22 protein-coding genes are annotated in these 19,479 nt (G+C 62.9%); 15 read left to right on the top strand and 7 right to left on the bottom strand.

The genetic code is table 11. From position 1 onward, the window contains the following. Positions 1–27: 27 nt before the first annotated feature. Positions 28–852 (bottom strand): alpha/beta fold hydrolase, encoded by an 825-nt coding sequence (locus IPF36_RS03325; RefSeq protein WP_195427326.1) that lies wholly within the window; start codon positions 850–852, stop codon positions 28–30. Further along, positions 849–1,919 carry a peptidase M29 gene (locus tag IPF36_RS03320; RefSeq protein WP_195427325.1) on the bottom strand — a complete coding sequence of 357 codons (1,071 nt, stop codon included), beginning with the start codon at positions 1,917–1,919 and terminating at the stop codon, positions 849–851. The genes IPF36_RS03325 and IPF36_RS03320 overlap by 4 nt, the downstream gene beginning before the upstream one ends. Before the next feature lie 154 nt (positions 1,920–2,073). Here IPF36_RS03320 and IPF36_RS03315 point away from each other — a divergent pair, with 154 nt between their 5' ends. Further along, positions 2,074–2,634 carry a flavin reductase family protein gene (locus tag IPF36_RS03315; protein WP_195427358.1) on the top strand — a complete coding sequence of 187 codons (561 nt, stop codon included), beginning with the start codon at positions 2,074–2,076 and terminating at the stop codon, positions 2,632–2,634. Between the two features lie 17 nt (positions 2,635–2,651). Then, positions 2,652–3,089, top strand: a complete 438-nt coding sequence (locus tag IPF36_RS03310; RefSeq protein WP_133092407.1) for a MarR family winged helix-turn-helix transcriptional regulator — start codon at positions 2,652–2,654, stop codon at positions 3,087–3,089. Here the strand turns inward: IPF36_RS03310 and IPF36_RS03305 are convergent. Continuing rightward, on the bottom strand, positions 3,086–3,571 hold the full coding sequence (locus IPF36_RS03305; RefSeq protein ID WP_133092408.1) for an Lrp/AsnC family transcriptional regulator: 486 nt from the start codon (positions 3,569–3,571) through the stop codon (positions 3,086–3,088). The two genes, IPF36_RS03310 and IPF36_RS03305, sit on opposite strands and share 4 nt — an antisense overlap. Positions 3,572–3,718: 147 nt before the next feature. On the opposite strand from IPF36_RS03305, the gene kynB reads away from it, so the two are divergent. Genes kynB through kynA form a run of 3 tightly spaced genes read left to right on the top strand, consistent with a single transcriptional unit; the run spans position 3,719 to position 6,561 of the window. Then, on the top strand, positions 3,719–4,369 hold the full coding sequence (kynB, locus tag IPF36_RS03300) for an arylformamidase (protein WP_195427324.1): 651 nt from the start codon (positions 3,719–3,721) through the stop codon (positions 4,367–4,369). A gap of 36 nt (positions 4,370–4,405) precedes the next feature. Next, positions 4,406–5,662, top strand: coding sequence for a kynureninase (gene kynU, locus IPF36_RS03295; protein WP_195427323.1), 1,257 nt, complete (start codon positions 4,406–4,408; stop codon positions 5,660–5,662). A gap of 14 nt (positions 5,663–5,676) precedes the next feature. After that, positions 5,677–6,561 carry a tryptophan 2,3-dioxygenase gene (gene kynA / locus IPF36_RS03290; RefSeq protein WP_195427322.1) on the top strand — a complete coding sequence of 295 codons (885 nt, stop codon included), beginning with the start codon at positions 5,677–5,679 and terminating at the stop codon, positions 6,559–6,561. A 105-nt stretch (positions 6,562–6,666) separates the two neighbouring features. On the opposite strand, the gene IPF36_RS03285 is transcribed toward kynA, so the two are convergent. Continuing rightward, positions 6,667–7,476, bottom strand: coding sequence for an IclR family transcriptional regulator (locus IPF36_RS03285; RefSeq protein ID WP_195427321.1), 810 nt, complete (start codon positions 7,474–7,476; stop codon positions 6,667–6,669). 224 nt (positions 7,477–7,700) lie between these two features. On the opposite strand from IPF36_RS03285, the gene IPF36_RS03280 reads away from it, so the two are divergent. Beyond that, on the top strand, positions 7,701–8,894 hold the full coding sequence (locus IPF36_RS03280) for an acyl-CoA dehydrogenase (RefSeq protein ID WP_063240480.1): 1,194 nt from the start codon (positions 7,701–7,703) through the stop codon (positions 8,892–8,894). Between the two features lie 165 nt (positions 8,895–9,059). On the opposite strand, the gene IPF36_RS03275 is transcribed toward IPF36_RS03280, so the two are convergent. Continuing rightward, on the bottom strand, positions 9,060–9,701 hold the full coding sequence (locus IPF36_RS03275) for a peroxiredoxin (RefSeq protein WP_195427320.1): 642 nt from the start codon (positions 9,699–9,701) through the stop codon (positions 9,060–9,062). A gap of 251 nt (positions 9,702–9,952) precedes the next feature. Between IPF36_RS03275 and IPF36_RS03270 the strand changes: the two genes are divergently transcribed. The 3 genes from IPF36_RS03270 to IPF36_RS03260 all read left to right on the top strand — a co-directional run bounded on the left by IPF36_RS03270 (position 9,953) and on the right by IPF36_RS03260 (position 11,365). Beyond that, positions 9,953–10,279: a YqjD family protein gene (locus IPF36_RS03270; RefSeq protein WP_010813729.1), complete on the top strand. Its 327-nt coding sequence runs from the start codon at positions 9,953–9,955 to the stop codon at positions 10,277–10,279. 172 nt (positions 10,280–10,451) lie between these two features. Then, the gene (locus IPF36_RS03265) at positions 10,452–10,832 is read left to right on the top strand and encodes a phage holin family protein (protein WP_133092414.1); all 381 of its coding nucleotides are present in this window, start codon (positions 10,452–10,454) and stop codon (positions 10,830–10,832) included. Next, positions 10,829–11,365 (top strand): DUF3318 domain-containing protein, encoded by a 537-nt coding sequence (locus IPF36_RS03260; RefSeq protein WP_133092415.1) that lies wholly within the window; start codon positions 10,829–10,831, stop codon positions 11,363–11,365. Before IPF36_RS03265 ends, IPF36_RS03260 begins: the two co-directional genes overlap by 4 nt. Before the next feature lie 15 nt (positions 11,366–11,380). Here IPF36_RS03260 and IPF36_RS34510 read toward each other — a convergent pair whose 3' ends face one another. Together IPF36_RS34510 and IPF36_RS35055 are read right to left on the bottom strand one after the other, a co-directional pair. After that, positions 11,381–11,923, bottom strand: coding sequence for a GGDEF domain-containing phosphodiesterase (locus IPF36_RS34510; RefSeq protein WP_255519670.1), 543 nt, complete (start codon positions 11,921–11,923; stop codon positions 11,381–11,383). Continuing rightward, complete coding sequence (locus IPF36_RS35055; RefSeq protein WP_368671106.1) at positions 11,923–13,017, bottom strand: PAS domain-containing protein; 1,095 nt, start codon at positions 13,015–13,017, stop codon at positions 11,923–11,925. The genes IPF36_RS34510 and IPF36_RS35055 overlap by 1 nt, the downstream gene beginning before the upstream one ends. Positions 13,018–13,476: 459 nt before the next feature. On the opposite strand from IPF36_RS35055, the gene IPF36_RS03250 reads away from it, so the two are divergent. The 6 genes from IPF36_RS03250 to IPF36_RS03225 all read left to right on the top strand — a co-directional run bounded on the left by IPF36_RS03250 (position 13,477) and on the right by IPF36_RS03225 (position 19,225). Continuing rightward, complete coding sequence (locus IPF36_RS03250) at positions 13,477–14,652, top strand: site-specific integrase (RefSeq protein ID WP_195427319.1); 1,176 nt, start codon at positions 13,477–13,479, stop codon at positions 14,650–14,652. A gap of 403 nt (positions 14,653–15,055) precedes the next feature. Continuing rightward, positions 15,056–15,301, top strand: a complete 246-nt coding sequence (locus tag IPF36_RS03245) for a helix-turn-helix domain-containing protein (protein ID WP_195427318.1) — start codon at positions 15,056–15,058, stop codon at positions 15,299–15,301. A gap of 257 nt (positions 15,302–15,558) precedes the next feature. Continuing rightward, a complete protein-coding gene (locus IPF36_RS03240) occupies positions 15,559–16,539 on the top strand; it encodes a hypothetical protein (RefSeq protein ID WP_195427317.1) in 981 nt (326 codons plus the stop codon). 281 nt (positions 16,540–16,820) lie between these two features. Beyond that, positions 16,821–17,660, top strand: a complete 840-nt coding sequence (locus tag IPF36_RS03235; protein ID WP_195427316.1) for a hypothetical protein — start codon at positions 16,821–16,823, stop codon at positions 17,658–17,660. Between the two features lie 311 nt (positions 17,661–17,971). Further along, the gene (locus IPF36_RS34500) at positions 17,972–18,781 is read left to right on the top strand and encodes a cytochrome c5 family protein (RefSeq protein WP_255519665.1); all 810 of its coding nucleotides are present in this window, start codon (positions 17,972–17,974) and stop codon (positions 18,779–18,781) included. A gap of 228 nt (positions 18,782–19,009) precedes the next feature. Continuing rightward, positions 19,010–19,225 carry a hypothetical protein gene (locus IPF36_RS03225; RefSeq protein WP_195427315.1) on the top strand — a complete coding sequence of 72 codons (216 nt, stop codon included), beginning with the start codon at positions 19,010–19,012 and terminating at the stop codon, positions 19,223–19,225. Positions 19,226–19,479 lie beyond the last annotated feature (254 nt).

Here is a 19,479-nt window from a genome sequence, read left to right as displayed (position 1 = left end):
TCAGGGACTTCGGGACCGGCGCGCGTTTCAGCGCACCGGGAAATGCCGCTGGAGGAAAGCGAGTACGGGCGCGTTGAAGGCCGCCGGCCGCTCCATGCAGGCCAGGTGGCCGACATCGGGCAGGCAGAGGTACTCGGCACCGGGGATGCGCTGCGCCATGCGCTGCATCACCTCGGGCGAGGCATTGGTGTCGTGCTGGCCGGCCAGCGCCAGCACCGGCACGGCGATGTGCGGCAGCGCGTCGCGCTGGTTGAAGCGCACCAGCGCCCCCAGCGCGGCGCGGTAGGCGGGTGCGGGCACGGCGGCCATCACGCTCGTGGCGAAGGCCACCGCGGGCGCGTCGGCGTCCGGCGCCACCATCGTGCGCACCAGCCCCGCCGCCATCTCGGCCATGCTCTTGCCGGCGTCCAGCGGCGCGGTGCGCGCGGCGATGAACTCGCGCTGCCACGGCCCGTCGCCCTTGCCGAATGCGGGCGACGTGCCGGACAGCACCATGCCGTCGACCAGCGCCGGCGTGGCGGCATACGCCTGCTGCGCCACCATGCCGCCCATGCTGTGGCCGAGCAGCACCACGCGCCGGCCGGCATCGCGCTCGGCCTGCAGCAGCGGCGCCAGCGCGCCGGCCAGGCCGTCGAAATCGTAGGGGTCGATCATGGCGCTGTCGCCATAGCCGGGCATGTCCCACGCCAGCGCGCGGTAGCCCGCCTGCGCCAGCGCCTCGCCCTGCGCCGGCCACGCGGCCTTGCCGCCGCCGATCCCGTGCAGCATCACGACAGCGACCGGGCCCTCGCCGTCACCCCATTCCAGCGTGGCGATGCCGTTGGCGTGCCTGCGGAGGTTGGGAGCGCTCATGCCTGCATCTCCACGAGCTGGCCTGCCTCCACCTCATTGCGGCCGTCGAGCGAGACCGTGCAGTTGCGCAGCGGCAGGTCGAAATGGCCCAGCGTATGGCGGCCCGCCACCTCGTTGGCGCCCGTGGAGAACAGGAAGTTGCCGCCGAACGCGCGCAGTTCGGTGCCGTTACAGTCGCGCTTGTCGTAGAAGGCCAGCGCATCCCAGCGCGCCGTCCGGTTCAGGCCCCAGCCGACGTGCGAGACCGCGTACGCGTCGCGCGTGCCTTCGCGGTCGGCCCATGCCTGGTAATAGCCGCGCATCATGTCGGCGTCGACGCCCTGCCCTTCGACGGCGACGATGTAGTCGTCCTCGATATGGCAGACCACGGTGTCGCGCAGGTAGGTCTTGAAGGTCAGGTTGACATCGCCCGGCGCCAGCACCAGCGTGCCGTTGACCTGGCGGCTGGCCGGAAACGCCAGGCACAGGCCGCCCGGCCAGTGCGAGACCTGCCCCGGCTTGTTGCAAAAGCCCCAGACGCCGCCCACGCGAGCGTCGGCCAGGCCGATGCGCAGCTCGGTGCCGGCGGCCGAATGCACGCGCATTTCTTTCGCGCCGCGCAGGCGCTTCATCGCGGCGCGCACCGTGCCTTCCAGCGCCGGGTCAGGCTGGCAGCGCTCCAGGATCTCGGGATGTTCGTTGCTGACCATCAGCATGCGCGGCACCACGCCGTCGGCGCCGCGCAGGATCAGCGGCAACTCGGGGGCATGCAACAGGCCTTCGACGGTGCAGTCGAGCACCAGGTGGCAGCGGGACAGTGCGGCCACGACCGGGGCGAGGTGTTGCAGGGCATCGCTGGCGCCGGTCGAGCGTACCGGCGCCGGCGCACTGAGCGCCGGTGTCGGCACCTGGATCCGGACGGGCGTGGCGCCCAGCGACTGCACCGCCAGCTCGGCCAAGGCCACGTTGACAGGGCGGGATTGCGACTCCGTTACAATTCCAACAACTTCCGCGCCCTGCAGGGCACAGAGTTCCAGGGTGCGCCGGAATGCCGCCAGCCATCGGTGTTCGATCTGCTCGATGAGCATGTCTTGTCTCCTGCGTGTTTTCTTGGCGGCATGCGCCGCGCTGTTTTTTGTATCCTGGCCGGCACCCGCTGCAGGGCGGCGTGTCGGCGGACTTGGTTGAAGTCCCTGGCGCGAATAATATATATGAAATTTCATGAACTCCAGTGGAGCCCCAATGGGCGTGCCTGAGGCCCAGCCACGGATCGCCAACGTCGCCGCCGCACCGGACTTCGATGCGCAGCATTTCCGCCGCACGCTGTCGCAGTTCGCGACCGGCGTGACGGTGATCACCACCCGCGCCAGCGCCGAATCGGTCGCGGCCGGCGCGCCGCCGTTCATCGGCATCACCGCCAGTTCGTTCAACTCGGTGTCGCTGGATCCGCCGCTGGTGCTGTGGAGCATGGCCACGCGCGCCAACAGCCTGCCGATGTTCCGCGACGGCACCCACTACATCATCAATGTGCTGTCAGCGTCGCAACTGGACTTGTGCCAGCGCTTCGCCACGCTGAAGGGCGACCGTTTCGCGGGCGTCGACTACCGGCTGTCGGCCACCGGCCTGCCGATCCTGGCCAATGCGCTGGCGTGGTTCGAATGCCATAACCGCAGCCGCTACGACGAGGGCGACCATGTGATCTTCGTCGGCGAGGTCGAGCGCTGCGGCGTGCTCGAAGGCCCCGATGGCCCGCTGGTGTTCCAGGGCGGCCAGTTCTCCACCACCAGTCCGCTCGAACCCTGAGCGCCTGCGGCTCCATCATGGCGGACCAGCCTTTCGTCGACGGCTACCTGGCCTACCTGCTGGCCCGCGCCAGCCATCTGATTTCCGGCGAATTCCACCGCGAGGTCGAAGCCCGCGGCCTGTCTGTGCCGGAATGGCGCGTGCTGGCGACGCTGGCCGACCGCGCCGACTGCACCATCGGCGCGCTGGCCGAAATCACGCTGACCAAGCAGCCCACGCTGACCAAGCTGGTCGACCGCATGGCCGCCGAGGGGCTGGTCAAGCGCACCGCCGGCACCACCGACCGCCGCCATGCGCTGATCTCGATCACGCCGCGCGGGCTGGCGCTGGCCAGGCCGCTGCTGGAACGCGCCGCCCAGCATGAGCACGCGGTGCTGAACGATTTCGGCCCCGAGCAAGGGGCGCAGCTCAAGGAAACGCTGCGCCAGCTGATCGCGCTGCACACGCAGCGCTAGGCGTCTTCCCCTGCCGCCTTCAGGATCGCCAGCGGCGAGCTGTCGGTCTTGATCCGCTGCAGCACGATGTTCGAGCGGATATCCATCACGCCCTTGGTGCGGTACAGCCGGTTCACGATGAAATCCGAGTAGTGCTTCAGGTTGCGCGCCTGCACGCGCAGGATGTAGTTGCTGTCGCCGGTGATGATGTACGCCGACAGCACTTCGGGCCAGGACTGGACCGCGGCGATAAAGGTGTCGTGCCAGCCCTCCACGTCATGGCGCATCGACACCTGCACGATGGCCTCCAGCTCCAGCCCGAGCTGCTCGGCATCGAACCAGGCGCGGTAGCCGCCGATCACTCCTGACTCTTCCAGCAACCGTACGCGACGCAGGCATGCCGAAGGCGACAGCGCCACCCGGTCGGCCAGGTCCTGGTTGCTGATGCGGCCGTTCTCCTGCAGGCACGCGAGAATGCGCAGATCGATGGGATCGAGGGTCATTCGAATTTCCTGCGATGAATATGTAGATATTCGAATTTTATGCGAAAGATGACGTGCCGGACCGCTCATTTCGCAAGCCTCTTCCCGGGGAATTTGTCTAATATGCCGACATCGAGGCAGACAAAGACGGCATCGCCGCCCCATTCCATGACCGCCCCCAGACAAGACCCACGCCGGCTGTGGGACATCAGCCCGCCGCTGTCCCCGGCCACCCCGGTGTGGCCCGGCGACACACCGTTCCAGCAAGCGCCCGCGTGGCAGATGGACGAACACTGCCCGGTGAATGTCGGCCGCATCACGCTGTCGCCACACACCGGGGCCCACGCCGACGCGCCGCTGCACTATGCGGCCGACGGCGCGCCGATCGGCGACGTGCCGCTGACGCCGTACCTCGGCACCTGCCGGGTGATCCACTGCATCGGCGCATCGCCGGTGGTGGAACCGCGCCATGTCGAGCACGCGCTGCGGGACCTGCCGCCGCGCGTGCTGCTGCGCACCTACCGGCAGGCGCCACTGGCGCAATGGGACCCCGCTTTCTGCGCTGTCGCCGCCGAGACCATCGCGCTGCTCGCATCGCATGGCGTGCAGCTGGTCGGCATCGACACGCCTTCGCTCGACCCGCAGGAATCCAAGACCATGGACGCGCACAACGCCGTGCGCCGGCATGGACTGGCAATCCTGGAAGGCATCGTGCTGGATGACGTCGACGAAGGCGACTACGAGCTGATCGCGCTGCCGCTGCGCTTTGCCGGGCTCGATGCCAGCCCGGTGCGCGCCGTGCTGCGCAGCCTGGATTGAACACATCAAAACTTCACGCATACCCACCATCAAGACATGACGACCATTGACCGCGAGCACTGTCTACGGCTCGACCAGCAAGACCCGCTGCGCCCCTTGCGCGACCAGTTCGCCCTGCCCGAGGGCGTGATCTACCTCGACGGCAACTCGCTCGGTGCCCGCCCGCGCGCCGCCGCCGCGCGCGCCGCCCAGGTGGTGGCCGAGGAATGGGGCGATGGCCTGATCCGCAGCTGGAACACCGCCGGCTGGTTCGAACTGCCGCAGCGGCTGGGCAACAAGCTCGCCCCGCTGGTCGGCGCCGGCGAGGACGAAGTGGTGGTGACCGACACTACCTCGATCAACCTGTTCAAGGTGCTGGCCGCCGCGCTGCGCGTGCAGCAGACGCGCGATCCGGCGCGCAAGGTGATCGTCTCGGAATCCAGCAACTTCCCGACCGACCTCTATATCGCCCAGGGCCTGGCCGACCTGCTCCAGCAGGGTTACTCGCTGCGCCTGGTCGACTCGCCGGCCGAGATCGACGCCGCCGTCGGCGCCGACACCGCGGTACTGATGCTGACGCACGTCAACTACAAGAGCGGCGAGATGCTCGACATGGCCGCGCTGACCGAACTGGCCCATGCCCGCGGCGCGCTGACCGTCTGGGACCTGTGCCACTCCGCCGGCGCCGTGCCGGTCAACCTGAAGGCGTCCGGCGCCGACTACGCCATCGGCTGCACCTACAAGTACCTGAACGGCGGCCCGGGCTCGCCCGCGTTCGTGTGGGTCGCGCCGGCGCTGCGCGATGCGTTCTGGCAACCGCTGTCGGGCTGGTGGGGCCATGCCGCGCCGTTCGCGATGGAACCGCAATATCGCCCGGTGGACGGCGTGCGCCGTTTCCTGTGCGGCACGCAGCCGGTCACGTCCCTGGCGATGGTCGAGTGCGGGCTGGACATCTATGCCCAGACCAGCATGCAAGTGCTGCGCGCCAAGTCGCTGCTCCTGACCGATCTCTTTATCGAGCTCGTGGAAGCACGCTGCGGCCAGCATCCGCTGACGCTGGTCACGCCGCGCGAGCATGCGCGCCGCGGCAGCCAGGTGAGCTGGGAACATCCGGAAGGCTATGCCGTGGTCCAGGCGCTCATCGAGCGCGGCGTCATCGGCGACTACCGAGAGCCGCGCATCGCCCGCTTCGGCTTTACGCCGCTGTACACCAGCTTCACCGAAGTCTGGGATGCAGTGGAAATCCTGCGCGATGTGCTGGATAGCGGCACGTATCGCGATGCGCGCTTTCAGGTGCGCGGCCAGGTGACCTGATCGGGAGTTACATCATGAGTGAAATCAAGGGATGCCCGTTCTCGGGCGCGGCGAGCGCATCGCAAACGGCATCGCAGCGCGACGGCTGGCATGGCGCGCAGATGGATTTCGCCAAGGACATGAGCTATGGCGATTATCTGGGCCTGGACCAGATCCTGAGCGCGCAGCACCCGCTGTCGCCGGACCACAACGAAATGCTGTTTATCGTGCAGCACCAGACCACCGAGCTGTGGATGAAGCTGATGCTGCATGAGCTGCGCGCGGCGCGGGAATCGGTCAAGGCCGACAGCCTGCCGCCGGCATTCAAGATGCTGACGCGCGTGTCGCGCATCATGGACCAGCTGGTGCAGGCTTGGAACGTGCTGGCGACGATGACGCCGCCGGAGTATTCGGCGATGCGGCCTTACCTGGGGATGTCCTCCGGATTCCAGTCGTACCAGTATCGGGAAATCGAATTCATCCTCGGCAACAAGAATGCGGCCATGCTGAAGCCGCATGCGCATCGGGCCGAGCATCTGGCGCTGGTTGAGACCGCGTTGAAGACGCCCTCTCTTTATGACGAAGCCATCCGCCTGATGGCGCGGCGCGGGTTTGCGATCGATGCGGAATGCGTCGAGCGCGACTGGACGCAGCCCGCTGGCTACAACGCTTCGGTCGAGGCGGCCTGGCTTGAGGTTTATCGCAATCCTTCCGCGCACTGGGAGCTGTATGAACTTGGCGAAAAGTTCGTCGACCTGGAGGATTCGTTCCGGCAATGGCGGTTCCGGCATGTGACGACGGTTGAACGCGTAATCGGGTTCAAGCGTGGCACGGGCGGCACCGAGGGCGTCAGCTATTTGCGGAAGATGCTGGATGTGGTGTTGTTTCCGGAACTGTGGAGGTTGAGGACGGATCTTTGAAGCCCCTCCCTGCTCGCCCGTTTGCTCCCCTCTCCCGCTTTCGGGAGGGGGGCCGAGGGTGAGGGCCGGCGCCACCATGAAGTAGAGCCAGTCGTTCGACCGCCCTCAAACCCCATCTGACAACCTCCCAGCCAGCGCCACCAGCGCCGGCGCCAGCGTCCGGTGGAAAACCTCTTCCTCCACGGCCCCATAAGAAGCGCTGCAACTCAGCATGTGCAGATCCTTCTCCCCAACGGGCCGAAACGCCACCGCGCAGGCATGAATCGCCGGATGCCAATCCCGGAATGACGACGCATACCCGCGCTGCTGCGCATCAGCCAACGCCACCCGCGTCGCCGCCTCCTGCTGCTTCCACTGCTCTGGAAACGCCTGGCTGAACTCAGCCAGCACCCGATCCCGCCGCGCCGCAGGCAGCGCCGCCAGATATGCCCGTCCCATCGAACTGGACACCAGCGACAGCCGCGACCCCACCCCAAGCCCCAGCATCACGCCGGCGTCGTTACGGATCGACTCGAGGTAGATCACCTCCATCCGCTCACGCTTTCCGAGCGACACCGACACGCCGTACGACTGCGCGAACGCCAGCATATGCGGCCGCGCCAGCGCCACCACGTCTGATGCCGACAAGTACGCGTACCCCAGCGCCAGCACCCCGGCATCGAGCGCGTACTTGCCCAGGCTGTCGTCATAGCGCAGGTAACCCAACTGCACCAGGGTGCCGGCCAGGCGGCTGACCGTGGCCTTGGGAAACCCGGTGCGGCGTACGAAATCCTGGTTGCCAAGCATCGCTTCGCCAGTACGGAAGCAGCGCAGCAGCTCCAGCCCGCGCGCCAACGCGGTGACGAAATTGGGATCGCTCTCACGCACCGGCGTGTCCGGCGTCGGTGCGTCGTTCGAAAGTGACGGACTGTTCAAGATGTGCTCCTCTCTGTTCGGCGGTTGTCCGCTCATCGCACAAGGGATCGGTGGCTTGGGGTTTTGCCGGTTGCACGGCAAACCCATTGCGATATACTAATTCAACGGAACACAGTTCCGCAATGCGGAACCAAAAATCCTCCGCACGAACCCCACCGAACCCGATACTCCGGAAGCACCGCGCCAGTCGCCCCGCTTCCACCGCGCCACCGAAGGAGACCTGCATGGCTGCCAACGCCGAATTCCACTGGGCCGATCCCCTGCTGCTCGACCAGCAACTGACCGCCGACGAACGCGCCGTGCGTGACGCCTCCGCGGCGTACTGCCAGGACAAGCTGATGCCGCGCGTGCTGCAGTCGTTCCGCAACGAGAAGACCGACGTCGAGATCTTCCGCGAGATGGGCGAACTGGGCCTGCTCGGCCCGACCATCCCCGAGCAATACGGTGGCCCCGGCCTGAACTACGTCAGCTACGGCCTGATCGCCCGTGAAGTCGAGCGCGTCGATTCGGGCTACCGCTCGATGATGAGCGTGCAGTCGTCGCTGGTGATGGTGCCGATCTATGAATTCGGCACCGAAGCGCAGAAGCAGAAGTACCTGCCCAAGCTGGCCACCGGCGAGTGGATCGGCTGCTTTGGCCTGACCGAGCCGAACCACGGCTCCGACCCGGGCTCGATGGTCACCCGCGCCAAGAAGGTCGACGGCGGCTATGAGCTGACCGGCGCCAAGATGTGGATCACCAACTCGCCGATCGCCGACGTATTTGTGGTCTGGGCCAAGCTGCAAGGCGAAGACGGCAAGGAAGACATCCGCGGCTTTATCCTGGAGAAGGGCTGGAAGGGCCTGTCGGCACCGGCCATCCATGGCAAGGTCGGCCTGCGCACCTCGATCACCGGCGAAATCGTGCTGGACCAGGTGTTCGTGCCGGAAGAGAACATCATGCCGGGCGTAAAGGGCCTGAAGGGTCCGTTCACCTGCCTGAACTCGGCCCGCTACGGCATCGCCTGGGGCGCGCTGGGCGCCGCCGAATTCTGCTGGCATACCGCCCGCCAGTACACGCTGGACCGCAAGCAGTTCGGCCGTCCGCTGGCCCAGACGCAACTGGTCCAGAAGAAGCTGGCCGACATGCAGACCGAGATCACGCTGGGCCTGCAAGGCTGCCTGCGCCTGGGCCGCATGAAGGACGAAGGCACCGCCGCGGTGGAAATCACCTCGATCATGAAGCGCAACTCGTGCGGCAAGTCGCTGGACATCGCCCGCGTGGCGCGCGACATGCTGGGCGGCAACGGCATCTCGGACGAGTTCGGCGTGATCCGCCACGTGGTGAACCTGGAAGTGGTCAACACCTATGAAGGCACGCACGACATCCACGCGCTGATCCTGGGCCGCGCCCAGACCGGCCTCCAGGCGTTCTTCTGAAGCCGGAACCAGGCCCTTACGGACAGGATCTCCCGGAATGAAAAAGGCCCGGCTGCAAAGCCGGGCCAAGCACACTACCAAGGAGACGACGAGGCTGCCCCCGTCGATAAAACACCTGTCCTGGACGCCGGCCCCGCAACATGCGGGGCCGCGTTCATTGGATCGTCATGCCTTGCCGGGTTGCGGCGTCAGCCGCAGGTATGGCCGCACGGCCGTATAGCCCTTCGGGAATTTCTCGCGGATCACGGCCTCGTCCTTCAGCGAGGGCACGATCACCACATCGTCGCCGTCCTGCCAGTTGCCGGGCGTGGCCACGCTATGGTTGTCGGTCAGCTGCAGCGAATCGATGACGCGCAGGATCTCGTTGAAGTTGCGCCCCGTGCTGGCCGGGTAGGTGATGATCAGGCGCACCTTCTTCTTCGGATCGATGATGAACAGCGAACGCACCGTCAGGGTCTCATTGGCGTTCGGATGGATCATGTCGTACAGCTGCGAAACCTTGCGGTCGCCGTCGGCCAGGATCGGGAAATTGACCGTGGTCGACTGGGTCTCGTTGATGTCGCGGATCCAGCCGTGGTGCGATTCCACGCCATCGACCGACAGCGCGATCGCCTTGACGCCGCGGCGCGCAAATTCGTCCTTCAGCTTTGCCGTCAGGCCCAGTTCGGTGGTGCACACCGGCGTGTAGTCGGCCGGGTGCGAGAACAGCACGCCCCAGCCGTCGCCGAGCCACTCATGGAAGCGGATGCGGCCTTCGCTCGAATCCTGCTCGAAGTCCGGGGCGATATCGCCGAGACGCAATGCCATGTTCAGATCTCCTGATTTCGAAGTGGAACCAGAGTATCCCGATTGATATCCAACCCAAACGAATATAAAGTCACTACAAAATCACTCGTAGTCATATAGACATTTTCTGACAGTCTTTTCGCGCGCTTTCGGGCATGCTGGCAATGGCCCCGCCGATACCGGCGTCGAGGCACGTGGCCTTGAAACCACCGCCGCCCGCCACATATGCTAAGTATCAGACAGACAATGCCGTTAGCCTCGGAGCGTAGAAAATGTCAGAATCCGCACAAACCGAACCAACCGCCCGCAAACAGGAGAAACTGATGAGCGATGTCAAGACCGTACTGTCCGACGCCGAGGAGCTGCTGAAGCAAGCCGCTTCGACCACCGGCGAAAAAGCCGCCGAACTGCGCGAGCGCGGCATGGGTCTGCTCAAGCAAGCCAAAGAAAAGGCCCAGGACCTGCAGGATGCCGTCGTGACCAAGAGCAAGGCAGCCGCTCGCGCCACCGACGACTACGTGCACGACCACCCGTGGCGCGCCGTGGGCGTGGCGGCCGGCGTGGGCCTGCTGATCGGTCTGCTGCTGAACCGCAAGTAAGCGGCTGAAGTCCCGGTGCGGCCCCAGGCGCCGCACCAGAGCGGCAACCCGCGCGAGGCACGGGTTGCCAGTGGCCCGGGGGCCCGCACAGCGGCGCCCGGCCCCGTCCGCAGAAAGGCACGCCCGGCCAGGCCGGCGTGCCGCTTTCACGCCGGAGCCGCCGAGCGAATCCATGAGCGAACCCACCCCCTCTCCCAAACTGCTGGAATCCGTGCGCAATCTCCTCAACTCGGTGGTTGCGATGGTCCAGACCCGCCTGGAGCTTGCCAGCGTCGAATTCGCCGAGGAACGCACGCGCCTGATGAAGGTCGCACTGCTGGCCTGCTTCGGGCTGGTGTTCTTCGGCATCGCGCTGGTCACCTTTACCGCGCTCGTCGCCATCCTGTTCTGGAACAGCTACGGCTGGCAGGCGCTGGGCGTGCTGGTGGTCGTCTACCTGCTGCTGTGCGCCGGCTGCCTGGCGTACGCGCGCAACCTGGTGCGCAACGCCCCGCCGATGTTCGAGGCCACGCTCGCCGAAATCGACAAAGACCGGGAGATCCTGCGCCGATGACCACCCTGGAACCCGACGAAGGCGCGACCGAGCGCAACCGCCGCGAGCACGCGCGGCCCGTCCGCTTCACGCAGGAAGTCCGTTTGCCGCTCGACGTGCGCAAGGAGTTGCTGCTCACGCGCGCGGCGCTGGAACGCCACGACTGCTTGCAGGCACTGCACCAGGTACGCGGCGGCGCGCGCCGGCTGGGCAGCATTGCCAGCTGGCTGCCGCGTATCGCGCGGCCCGGCTCGTGGATGAAGGTTGCGGGCATCACCAAGGAATATCCGCTGCTGAGCACCGCCGTCACGCTGGCGCTGCCGCTGCTGCGGCGCACGCCGGTGCTGCGCTGGACCTGGAAGCTGTCCAAGGTCGGCCTGGCGGCCGGCGCGGCGTACTGGGCCTACAACACCTGGCGTGAGGCCAAGCAGCAGGCCATCCCTCCTGCCACCGCACCTACCCCCGCACCTGCCTCCGTGCCGGACACCGGCGCGGCCGCCACGCCGGGCGCGCCTCCCACCGACACCGGCTTCCGCGACCCGCTCGTTCCCTGAACCTCGCGTTTGCGCTCAGGCCGTCCGCGCCGCCGCGGACGGCTCCATCGCGGCCAGGCCGGATGGGGCGAACGGCTGCGGCGGGCCGATATGGAATCCCTGCACCAGGTCAACGCCGAGCTCGCGCAACCGCCCCAGCATGGCCTCGCTCTCGACGAATTCGGCGATGGTCTTCTTGCCCATGGCATGGCCGATGCGCTGGATCACCTCCACCATCACCAGGTTGACCGGGTCGGCCAGCATCTCGCGCACGAAGCTGCCGTCGATCTTCAGGTACGCCGCCGGCAAGTGTTTGAGGTACGCGAACGACGACATGCCTGCGCCGAAATCGTCCAATGCGAAACTGCAGCCGAGCTGCTGCAACTGCTGGATGAATGATCCCGCCTGCGCGAGGTTGGCGATCGCCGCCGTTTCCGTGATCTCGAAGCAGATGGCCAGCGTATCGCTGCGGCGCAGCTGGCTGCCCATGACCTCGGCCATCTGGCGGATCAGCTCGTCGCCGGCCGCGTGGCCGCAGGTGTCGTTGACCACCTTGAACTGGTCGAGGTCCAGGTACATCAGCGTATGGGAGACGCCTTGCGCATGCGCGACTGCACGCGGCCCCATACGTCGGTGGTCACCACCGCGTCGCCGATTGCCTGCAGCGTGACCTGGGCCCGCTCCTTTTCCGCAAACAACTGCGCCTCGTAGCGCTTGTTGTCCGAGATATCCGTCAGCGAGCCTGCCATGCGCGCGCGCCGCCGCGCGGCGGGGCGCACCAGCCGGCCGCGTGCGAGCACCCACAGGTAGTCGCCGTCGCGCTTGCGCAGCCGGAACTCGGCGTCATACGGCTCGCCGCTGCGCAGGTGCCGCGCAAGCTTGGCTTCGAAGGCTTCCAGGTCCGACGGATGCAGCAGGCCGAGCACGGTCTCGCGCGCATGCGGCAGCTCGCTGGCGCCGTAGCCCAGCATCTGCGCGCATCGCGCGGAAAAATACAGCTCGCCGCTGCCGAGATGCCAGTCCCACAGGCCGTCGTTGCTGCCCTCCACCGCCAGTTGCAGCTGCTCCTCGCGCTGGGACAGCGCCTCGCGCAGCCGCCGCTCGCGCCGCAGCGGCCCGTGCGACCGCAGGATCGCCGACATCAGCAGCAAGGTCGCCACCACCGCGCTGCCGGTGGTCAGCAGCCGCGTCACCCGGCGCGACGCCTGCCCAAGGTGTTCCGAAAAGGCCCGTTCCAGCGGGGTCAGCCGCGAATCGATCTGGGCGATCCGGCGCAGCACGGGCGCCACGCAATCGTCGTCGCAGCCCGGCCGTTCGACCAGCCGGCGCAGTGCCAGCGCCTGCTCGTGCAACGCGGCGATCTCCTCGTCGCCGGCGGCCCACACGCGAATCGCGGCATCAACCTCGTGGATATGGCGGAAATTGCGGTACAGCCGGACCCTCCGCGGGATATCGTCCGGGTGGTTGCCGCCGGCGAGCAGTCCTTCGCGCACGCGCTCGAGATCCGGCTTGCCGCGGTCGAGTTCCAGCCGGGCGCGCTGGTCCCCCAGCGGGATGGCAATGGCAGCGAGATAGAAAGCGAAATCTTCGGGGTTGCGGTCCTCGCCATAGCGCAGCAGATGCGAACGGCCAGATGATGCGCAGCACGTGTGCGCTGGCCGGTAACGACTCACCCGCTTGCCGCATATCGAATCCTGCCGGGTGCTGGCCCGGCTTGGTTCATCCTGTGTCCCCGCCGCTCATTGTCGTGTGGATAAGACAACAAGTCTCTAACTCGATCTGGTTAAACCAATGGTGTCGCCGGGTTTTTGCGCTGGGCTCTGCGCACCGACGGCTGCGGCGGCATGGCGAGCTGGAGGATGCGTTTTGCGCCCCGAAAACGACAAAGGCCTACGCAATGCGCAGGCCTTTGTGGTCATCGAATGCTGGTGGGTCGTGCGTGACTCGAACACGCGACCAACGGATTAAAAGTCCTTCAGTCCTTGCCCCCACCGAGATTTCTCACCTTTCATGAATTTTCATAAGTACATACAAATCAATGACTTATACTGTAAATGTACTTGCCAAACATTCCCCAACTTGGACCGAAGTTTCTCAAATTCCTTACCCGGACCTTACCCAGGAGAGGCAAAATGAAGCTGCATTTCACCAAGAAAGCGCTCGAAGCACTCCCCACACCGGCACCTGGCAGGGGCCGCGCCGAGTATCAGGACGACGAAATCAAGGGACTCGTGCTCCGCGTAACTGAGGCGGGGGAGAAGACCTTCTCGGCTGTGCGCTGGAGCAAGGCGACTCAGAAAACCATCCGCCTCACGCTGGGCCCCTATCCGGATGTCTCCATCGAAAAAGCCAGAAAGCGCGCCCGTGAAGTCAATGAAATGATCGCCGCCGGGACCGACCCGACGGAAGAGCAACGCCGGAAGCGCCGCGAGTTGACACTGGACCAGTTGTTCGAGATTTATCTGGAGCAGTGGGCGCGGCAGCGGAAGAAAACCGCGCGAGAGGACGAGCGAGACTACGCGAATCACCTCGCCCCTTGCTTTGGCAGAAAGCGGCTGGGCGAGATCCGGCGGTCGGAGATCTCAAGATTGCACAGCGAGATCGGCAAGGAGCAGCCGCGCACCGCCAACAAGATTTTGGCCCTACTATCGACCGTGTTCGGGCGAGCCATTGAATGGGGCTACGCGGAAGTCAATCCGGTACACGGGCTGAAACGATACCAAGAAAAGAAGCGAGATCGCTTTCTCCAAAGAGGTGAATTGCCGCGCTTTTTCGAAGCATTGGCCGCGCTTCCCAATGCTACCGCGCGAGACTTCTTTTTGATGTGCCTGTTCACCGGCGCGCGTCGCAACAATGTGCTGGCGATGCGATGGGAAGACATCGAACTTGATGAGGCCGCGTGGCGGATCCCTGAGACGAAAAATGGGACGCCGCAAATCGTCGTGCTGCATTCAGTCGCGGTCGAGTTGCTCAGACAACGCCAGGCCATGCCCCACAGTCCCTGGGTGTTTCCGTCTACGACAAGTCAATCCGGGCATTTCGAGGAACCGAAGAAGGCCTGGGCACAGGTATTGAAGAATGCACAACTGACGGACGTCCGGATTCACGATTTGCGCCGGACACTGGGAAGCTATCAGGCGATTGCCGGGGCGAGTTTGGCCGTGATCGGAAAATCGCTCAACCACAAATCCATTCAAGCAACACAAATCTATGCGCGCCTGGACATGGATCCGGTTCGAGACAGCGTGCAGCGTGCGGTGGATAACATACTTGCATATGCCAAAAGGAGCGAGGCCTCAGGAGATTAAGGTATGGCGTGCGTGAAATTGCGCAAGGATGACATGCCACCGAGCATATTGGTGGAAAAACAGACCGCAATCGATTGCGCTTCTTCACCTTCCTGACCGGATGCAAGCCAGGATGTTATTCGCTGTTGCATCCTACATTTCCATGCTCTAAAATTAATATTGTCTTCCCGCCGCCTCCTTGTCTAGGAGGCAATGCAATGGAGTGCTTTGGGAATACAAGGCATAGGTTTGTGAAAAAGCACAATTATATGCCGACGTATTTTTCGGGTCTGTGAATTCAGACCTCTCGGCTACGCAATATAGCCAACGAGCACTCCGGAGCAAGTCTGAATTTGTACCCCCATTTTTCCAGACTGTCCGGACCAACTACTTGCGAAATATCATTTGGTTCTGGAGCATCCTTATGTCAATCACTCTCACCCGACAGTCTGACAGCGCCGTCGCACCCATCGGCACACCTCTCCCCGGGGGAGATCGCAGGCTAACAACGCAGGAAGCAGCGGAAATATTGGGTATCAAGCCACACGCTCTTGATGTCTGGCGTTGCACGGATCGCTACTCGTTGCCCTACTACCGTATAGGAAGGCGCATTTACTACAAGCTCTCCGACGTCATGAGCTTTCTGGAAAGATGCCGACGAGAAAGATAGAGCCCTTTCGATAACATCCTCGGCACGAAACAGGCTCCGCCCCAACGACAACTCAGGAAATCCAGTCGACGGGACGGCTTGCCGCAGAAGCTGCGGAATCGGCATTGGTCGTCTCGCCTGAGACATTCGCACGGCTTTGCATCAATGGACAGTGGCGGAATCTTGCATGCCGTGTCCAAATGCAATTTTTGAGAATTAAATTTCAGTTGGGACGGTCACGAAGCCAAACTGCTGAACTCATAGTTTAAGGAAACAAGATGAATTCGACGTGTTCGAATCCAGCCGAGTCGGAAGCCAGTGGACATACCATCTCTAATGCATCTGATGCATTCACTCCGCACTTGTCAGTGGTGTACTCCGCCCCGGAGGGCTGTGCTCAAACAAGCAAGCCTGGCCCCGCGAGCGGTAGCTCGCATGCATTGAATGCAGGTTTCACGCCCGCAATCCAGAAATCCAAGTTCGCTAAGGCGAGGCTTAGTAACCCGGAATATGCTGCACGCTATCAAACGTGCTGGCAGGACGCCCATGCTCTGTCGAAGACCCAACTCCAAGCAAGATACCCTCACGAATACAATTCGCTGCGAGGTTGCAGGGAGAGAGCAAAACGTACACACATCAAATTCGATCCCAAGCTGAAAGACATTCGAGACTGGCTCATCCACCTCGGACCTCGCCCTGCAGCCGGATGGACGGTGGACCGCATCAGCCCTTCCAAGGGATACGAATGCAACAACGTGCGTTGGGCGACAAAGATCCAGCAAACCCAAAATCGGAAGGTAACCAAGTGGCACATGGTGGAGGGGAAAAGAATGACCACCAAGGAAATGGCACGTCATCTGGGTATTCGCTATGACACACTCTATAAACGACTGAAACGCGGTTGGACGGTCGATCGTCTGCTGGAACACGAAAGAAAAGCAACTGGCTTGAGCGGCTGGAAATTTCCGATCGAGCTAGCCGATCTGCTCGAGCCGATGTATCAGCGACGCACAGCGTACGCTCAACCACGTCTCCGTTGGTTTATTGCATATTTGGAAAAGAAAATGACAGAATTTCCGTTTCAGGAAGATAAAATTGACTTCATATTCAACTTACTAGAACAAGCGCAGCAAGATTTGGATAAAATATTGACGGATGAATATTCGCAGAGTAATGCCGAAATTGAGCAGATAATTGCACGAATGACCCCCCCAAAAATTATCGACGGGAGTCAATCGCCTGACTCGCCCGACAAATAAATCGTCTCTTTTTGGCGCAATGGCAATTTGATGGGAGAACTGCTACGAGGCGCTCTGCGCGATTGGTGCCGACCGGACTGACATCCCCCGTGACTGATGCACCGGTGGTTGCGCGCACGGCCAGCTTTTATCGTGGAGTTCTCGGGCAAGTGCAAGATCACTTGCAGTAACGACCGCCGCCTTCTCCGGGAACTCCGCCACATAACAGTCTCAGCACGAAACTATGAACTCAGCGACACATCTCCGCAATCAATTGCGCCAGCAGGAAACGGAGTTGCCAAATGACGACCGCACAACAGACGACGGCCAACCTGCAGAACAGCCAAAAGAGTACAGGGCCGAAATCGCCGCAGGGTAAGGCCAAGGCCAGCGCTAATGCCACCAAGCACGGCATCCTGAGCACTCGGCTGTTCCTCGATGATGAGAACCCACACGAATTCCACCTCCTGTTGGACGACTTGCAAGTGTCCTTGCATCCCGTGGGCGGCCTTGAGCTAGCCCTGACAGAGAGAATTGCAGTTTCACTGTGGCGGCAGCGCCGGCTTGTTCGCGCTGAAACGGCTGCCATAGAGCTTGGCCGTCGCCTCGATGCAAAGGCCAACCGCCAGCAAATTGAGTTCGCGCTTGGCATGACATACCCGAACCAGGTCAGCGACGAAGACCTGACGCTGTCAAAAGAGGTCAGCGGCGACTATTTGGCGTCCTGCTCGAACATGGTCAAGGAATCTCTGCACCTCGATCGGCACGCCCTCGCAGCCAACGACCTCGGCCATCTTGAGCAAATCGCCCCGACTCTGCATCAGGCACTGCTTTGCGAGGCCGAGGAAGCGGGCACCCCTCCCCCGAAGTTCGTTCAGGCCTATAAGGGTGGATTGCGCGGGTGGACCGATGACGTGGTGAACGGTTGCCGAGCGGAAGTCGCTGCCATTCGTCGGAGCGCCGTTATTGCTGAGGTGGCAGGACTCGTGCAATCCAGCCATTCCGCACCCATCCAGCAAGAACTAATCTGCAAGTACCAAACCGCGCTCGACAATGAGCTATATCGGGCCATCCGCGCTCTGCGCGAGATGCAGGAGTGGCGGCTCAAGACGCTCGACAACGCCGCTACAGCGGTCGAGTAGTCCGCAAGAGCCTAGTGCTCATTGGGTTCGTTTTGGGAACCCGAGAAAGCCATCCTGATGGAGCTCAGAAGGAGTGGCGGTAGCGCCATCGATTGCGATGCCAGAGCGGCTCTCGGCCTGCCCTCACTTTGTCAAGCTACTAGCGCAATCAATCGCGTAGCCAGTAGGGGCGCGGGTGGCTCATCGTCCATAAGGATGATTGCGGGTCATATGCCCCGTTTCCCACAATGACGTGTAGAGCACGGCTAAGGGCCGGTGCAAATTCAATGAGTTGATTGAAGCATGCGTATGACTTGCCGAGAGGGGTCGCAATGATCAGGGTCGCATTTATCGTCTCAGCCGCACTGTTCCTGCTATCGGCATGTGGCGACCGCTCCCAGCCCGCGTCACCGCAGGCTGATGCGGGAGCATATAGTAAAAGTGTAGCAGCACCAGAAATCAATAAAGTCAGTGTTGAACAACAGCGGATTCACGCGATTGAAAAATACTTAACCGATGCGCTGCTCAAGGACTTCAAGGATCCCGATAGCGCAAAGTTTCGTCAATTGGCAACCTATCGCCGCTACATCATATTGAAGAACGGGGAACAATCAACGATAGGCTATACGCTGTGCGGCGAAGTGAACGCCAAGAATGCCATGGGCGGCTATGTCGGCTATCGAAGATTCTGGGCTTACACTTCGGCAAGTGGCGTTCTGTCACCGGACACAGCTGATCGACCGATTTCGGTCGTTGATAATCTGGATTTTCCGGAACCAGGGTTTTCCAAAGATTGCCGTGACGAGTCGTGGACCGAAGATGAATATCGTGAGCTCGTCCAAAAAAGGAAAGCCAAAGAGGCCGAACGAGAAGCACGACTTTCGCAAGTCACGCCCAAAGACCCTAACACCGGGCGGCACGTATATGAGCAAGTTTGCGCCGCCTGCCATGCTTCGGGAGTGGCAGGTGCGCCAAAGTTCGGTGACAAACCAGACTGGGCGCACCGGCTCAGCGCAGGCTCTGATGCACTCCACGCGGCGGCACTTCGTGGAAAAGGCGTGATGCCCCCGAAAGGCGGCTACGCAGGCCCTGACGCAGATGTGATAGCGGCAAGCGATTACATGCTCGGCGCCGCGAAGTAGCTGCTTTCATCGTGCCCAAGTTTCACACGAAAGCCACCGCAATCAATTGCGCCGCCATCCGACCGTGTCTTGGCCCTGGATGACGGGCGCATCCGCCATCCATCGCACGCGCCAACATGCCCAATGGCGGCTAACCCGTCTTCAACGAGATCGCGGGCAGCGCTACCCATGATCCAACTTCCTTGGTCCTGCTCGGCTACCGGCGGGGATCGCTACTCGGAGCAAGCTATGATTACCAAGGACGAGAAGTACCCCAACCTCGATCCGCGCAAGTTCTTTAACGACTCGCTGGACGACCATATCCAACCCTCGGAAGACGAGATGAACGAGTTGGTCTACCGCATGGGCAACACGCTGCCGGCTGGCGATGACTACGACGAGTTCGTTGTCTGGCTCAAGATGAACCACCCGGGTGAAGACCCGGACAAGTGGCTCCGCAATTAATTGCTCTCTGCCCGAGCGCGGTGCACCGACTCTGGGAGGACATCATGACGATCAGATTTGAGTTGAGTACAACGGGCGCGGTAAGGGCAGCGGTAAATGCTGAGGGAACTGGGCGCTAGGCGGGATACGGAGATGGCCCTAGCCGTTAACAAAAGTGTTGAACCCTTGACGAAATCGCCCCAGCATCCGTCCGCCTCAAGAACGGCCGTTCATTTAATCTTCGCATTCGGGATGCCAAGGTAAACGCTACGTAG

Origin of the sequence: Cupriavidus sp. IK-TO18 (assembly GCF_015549295.1) — a bacterium.
Taxonomy (GTDB): domain Bacteria; phylum Pseudomonadota; class Gammaproteobacteria; order Burkholderiales; family Burkholderiaceae; genus Cupriavidus; species Cupriavidus oxalaticus_A.
The sequence above is the reverse complement of the archived record's forward strand: the minus strand, read 5'-3'. Positions and strand labels throughout refer to the sequence as shown.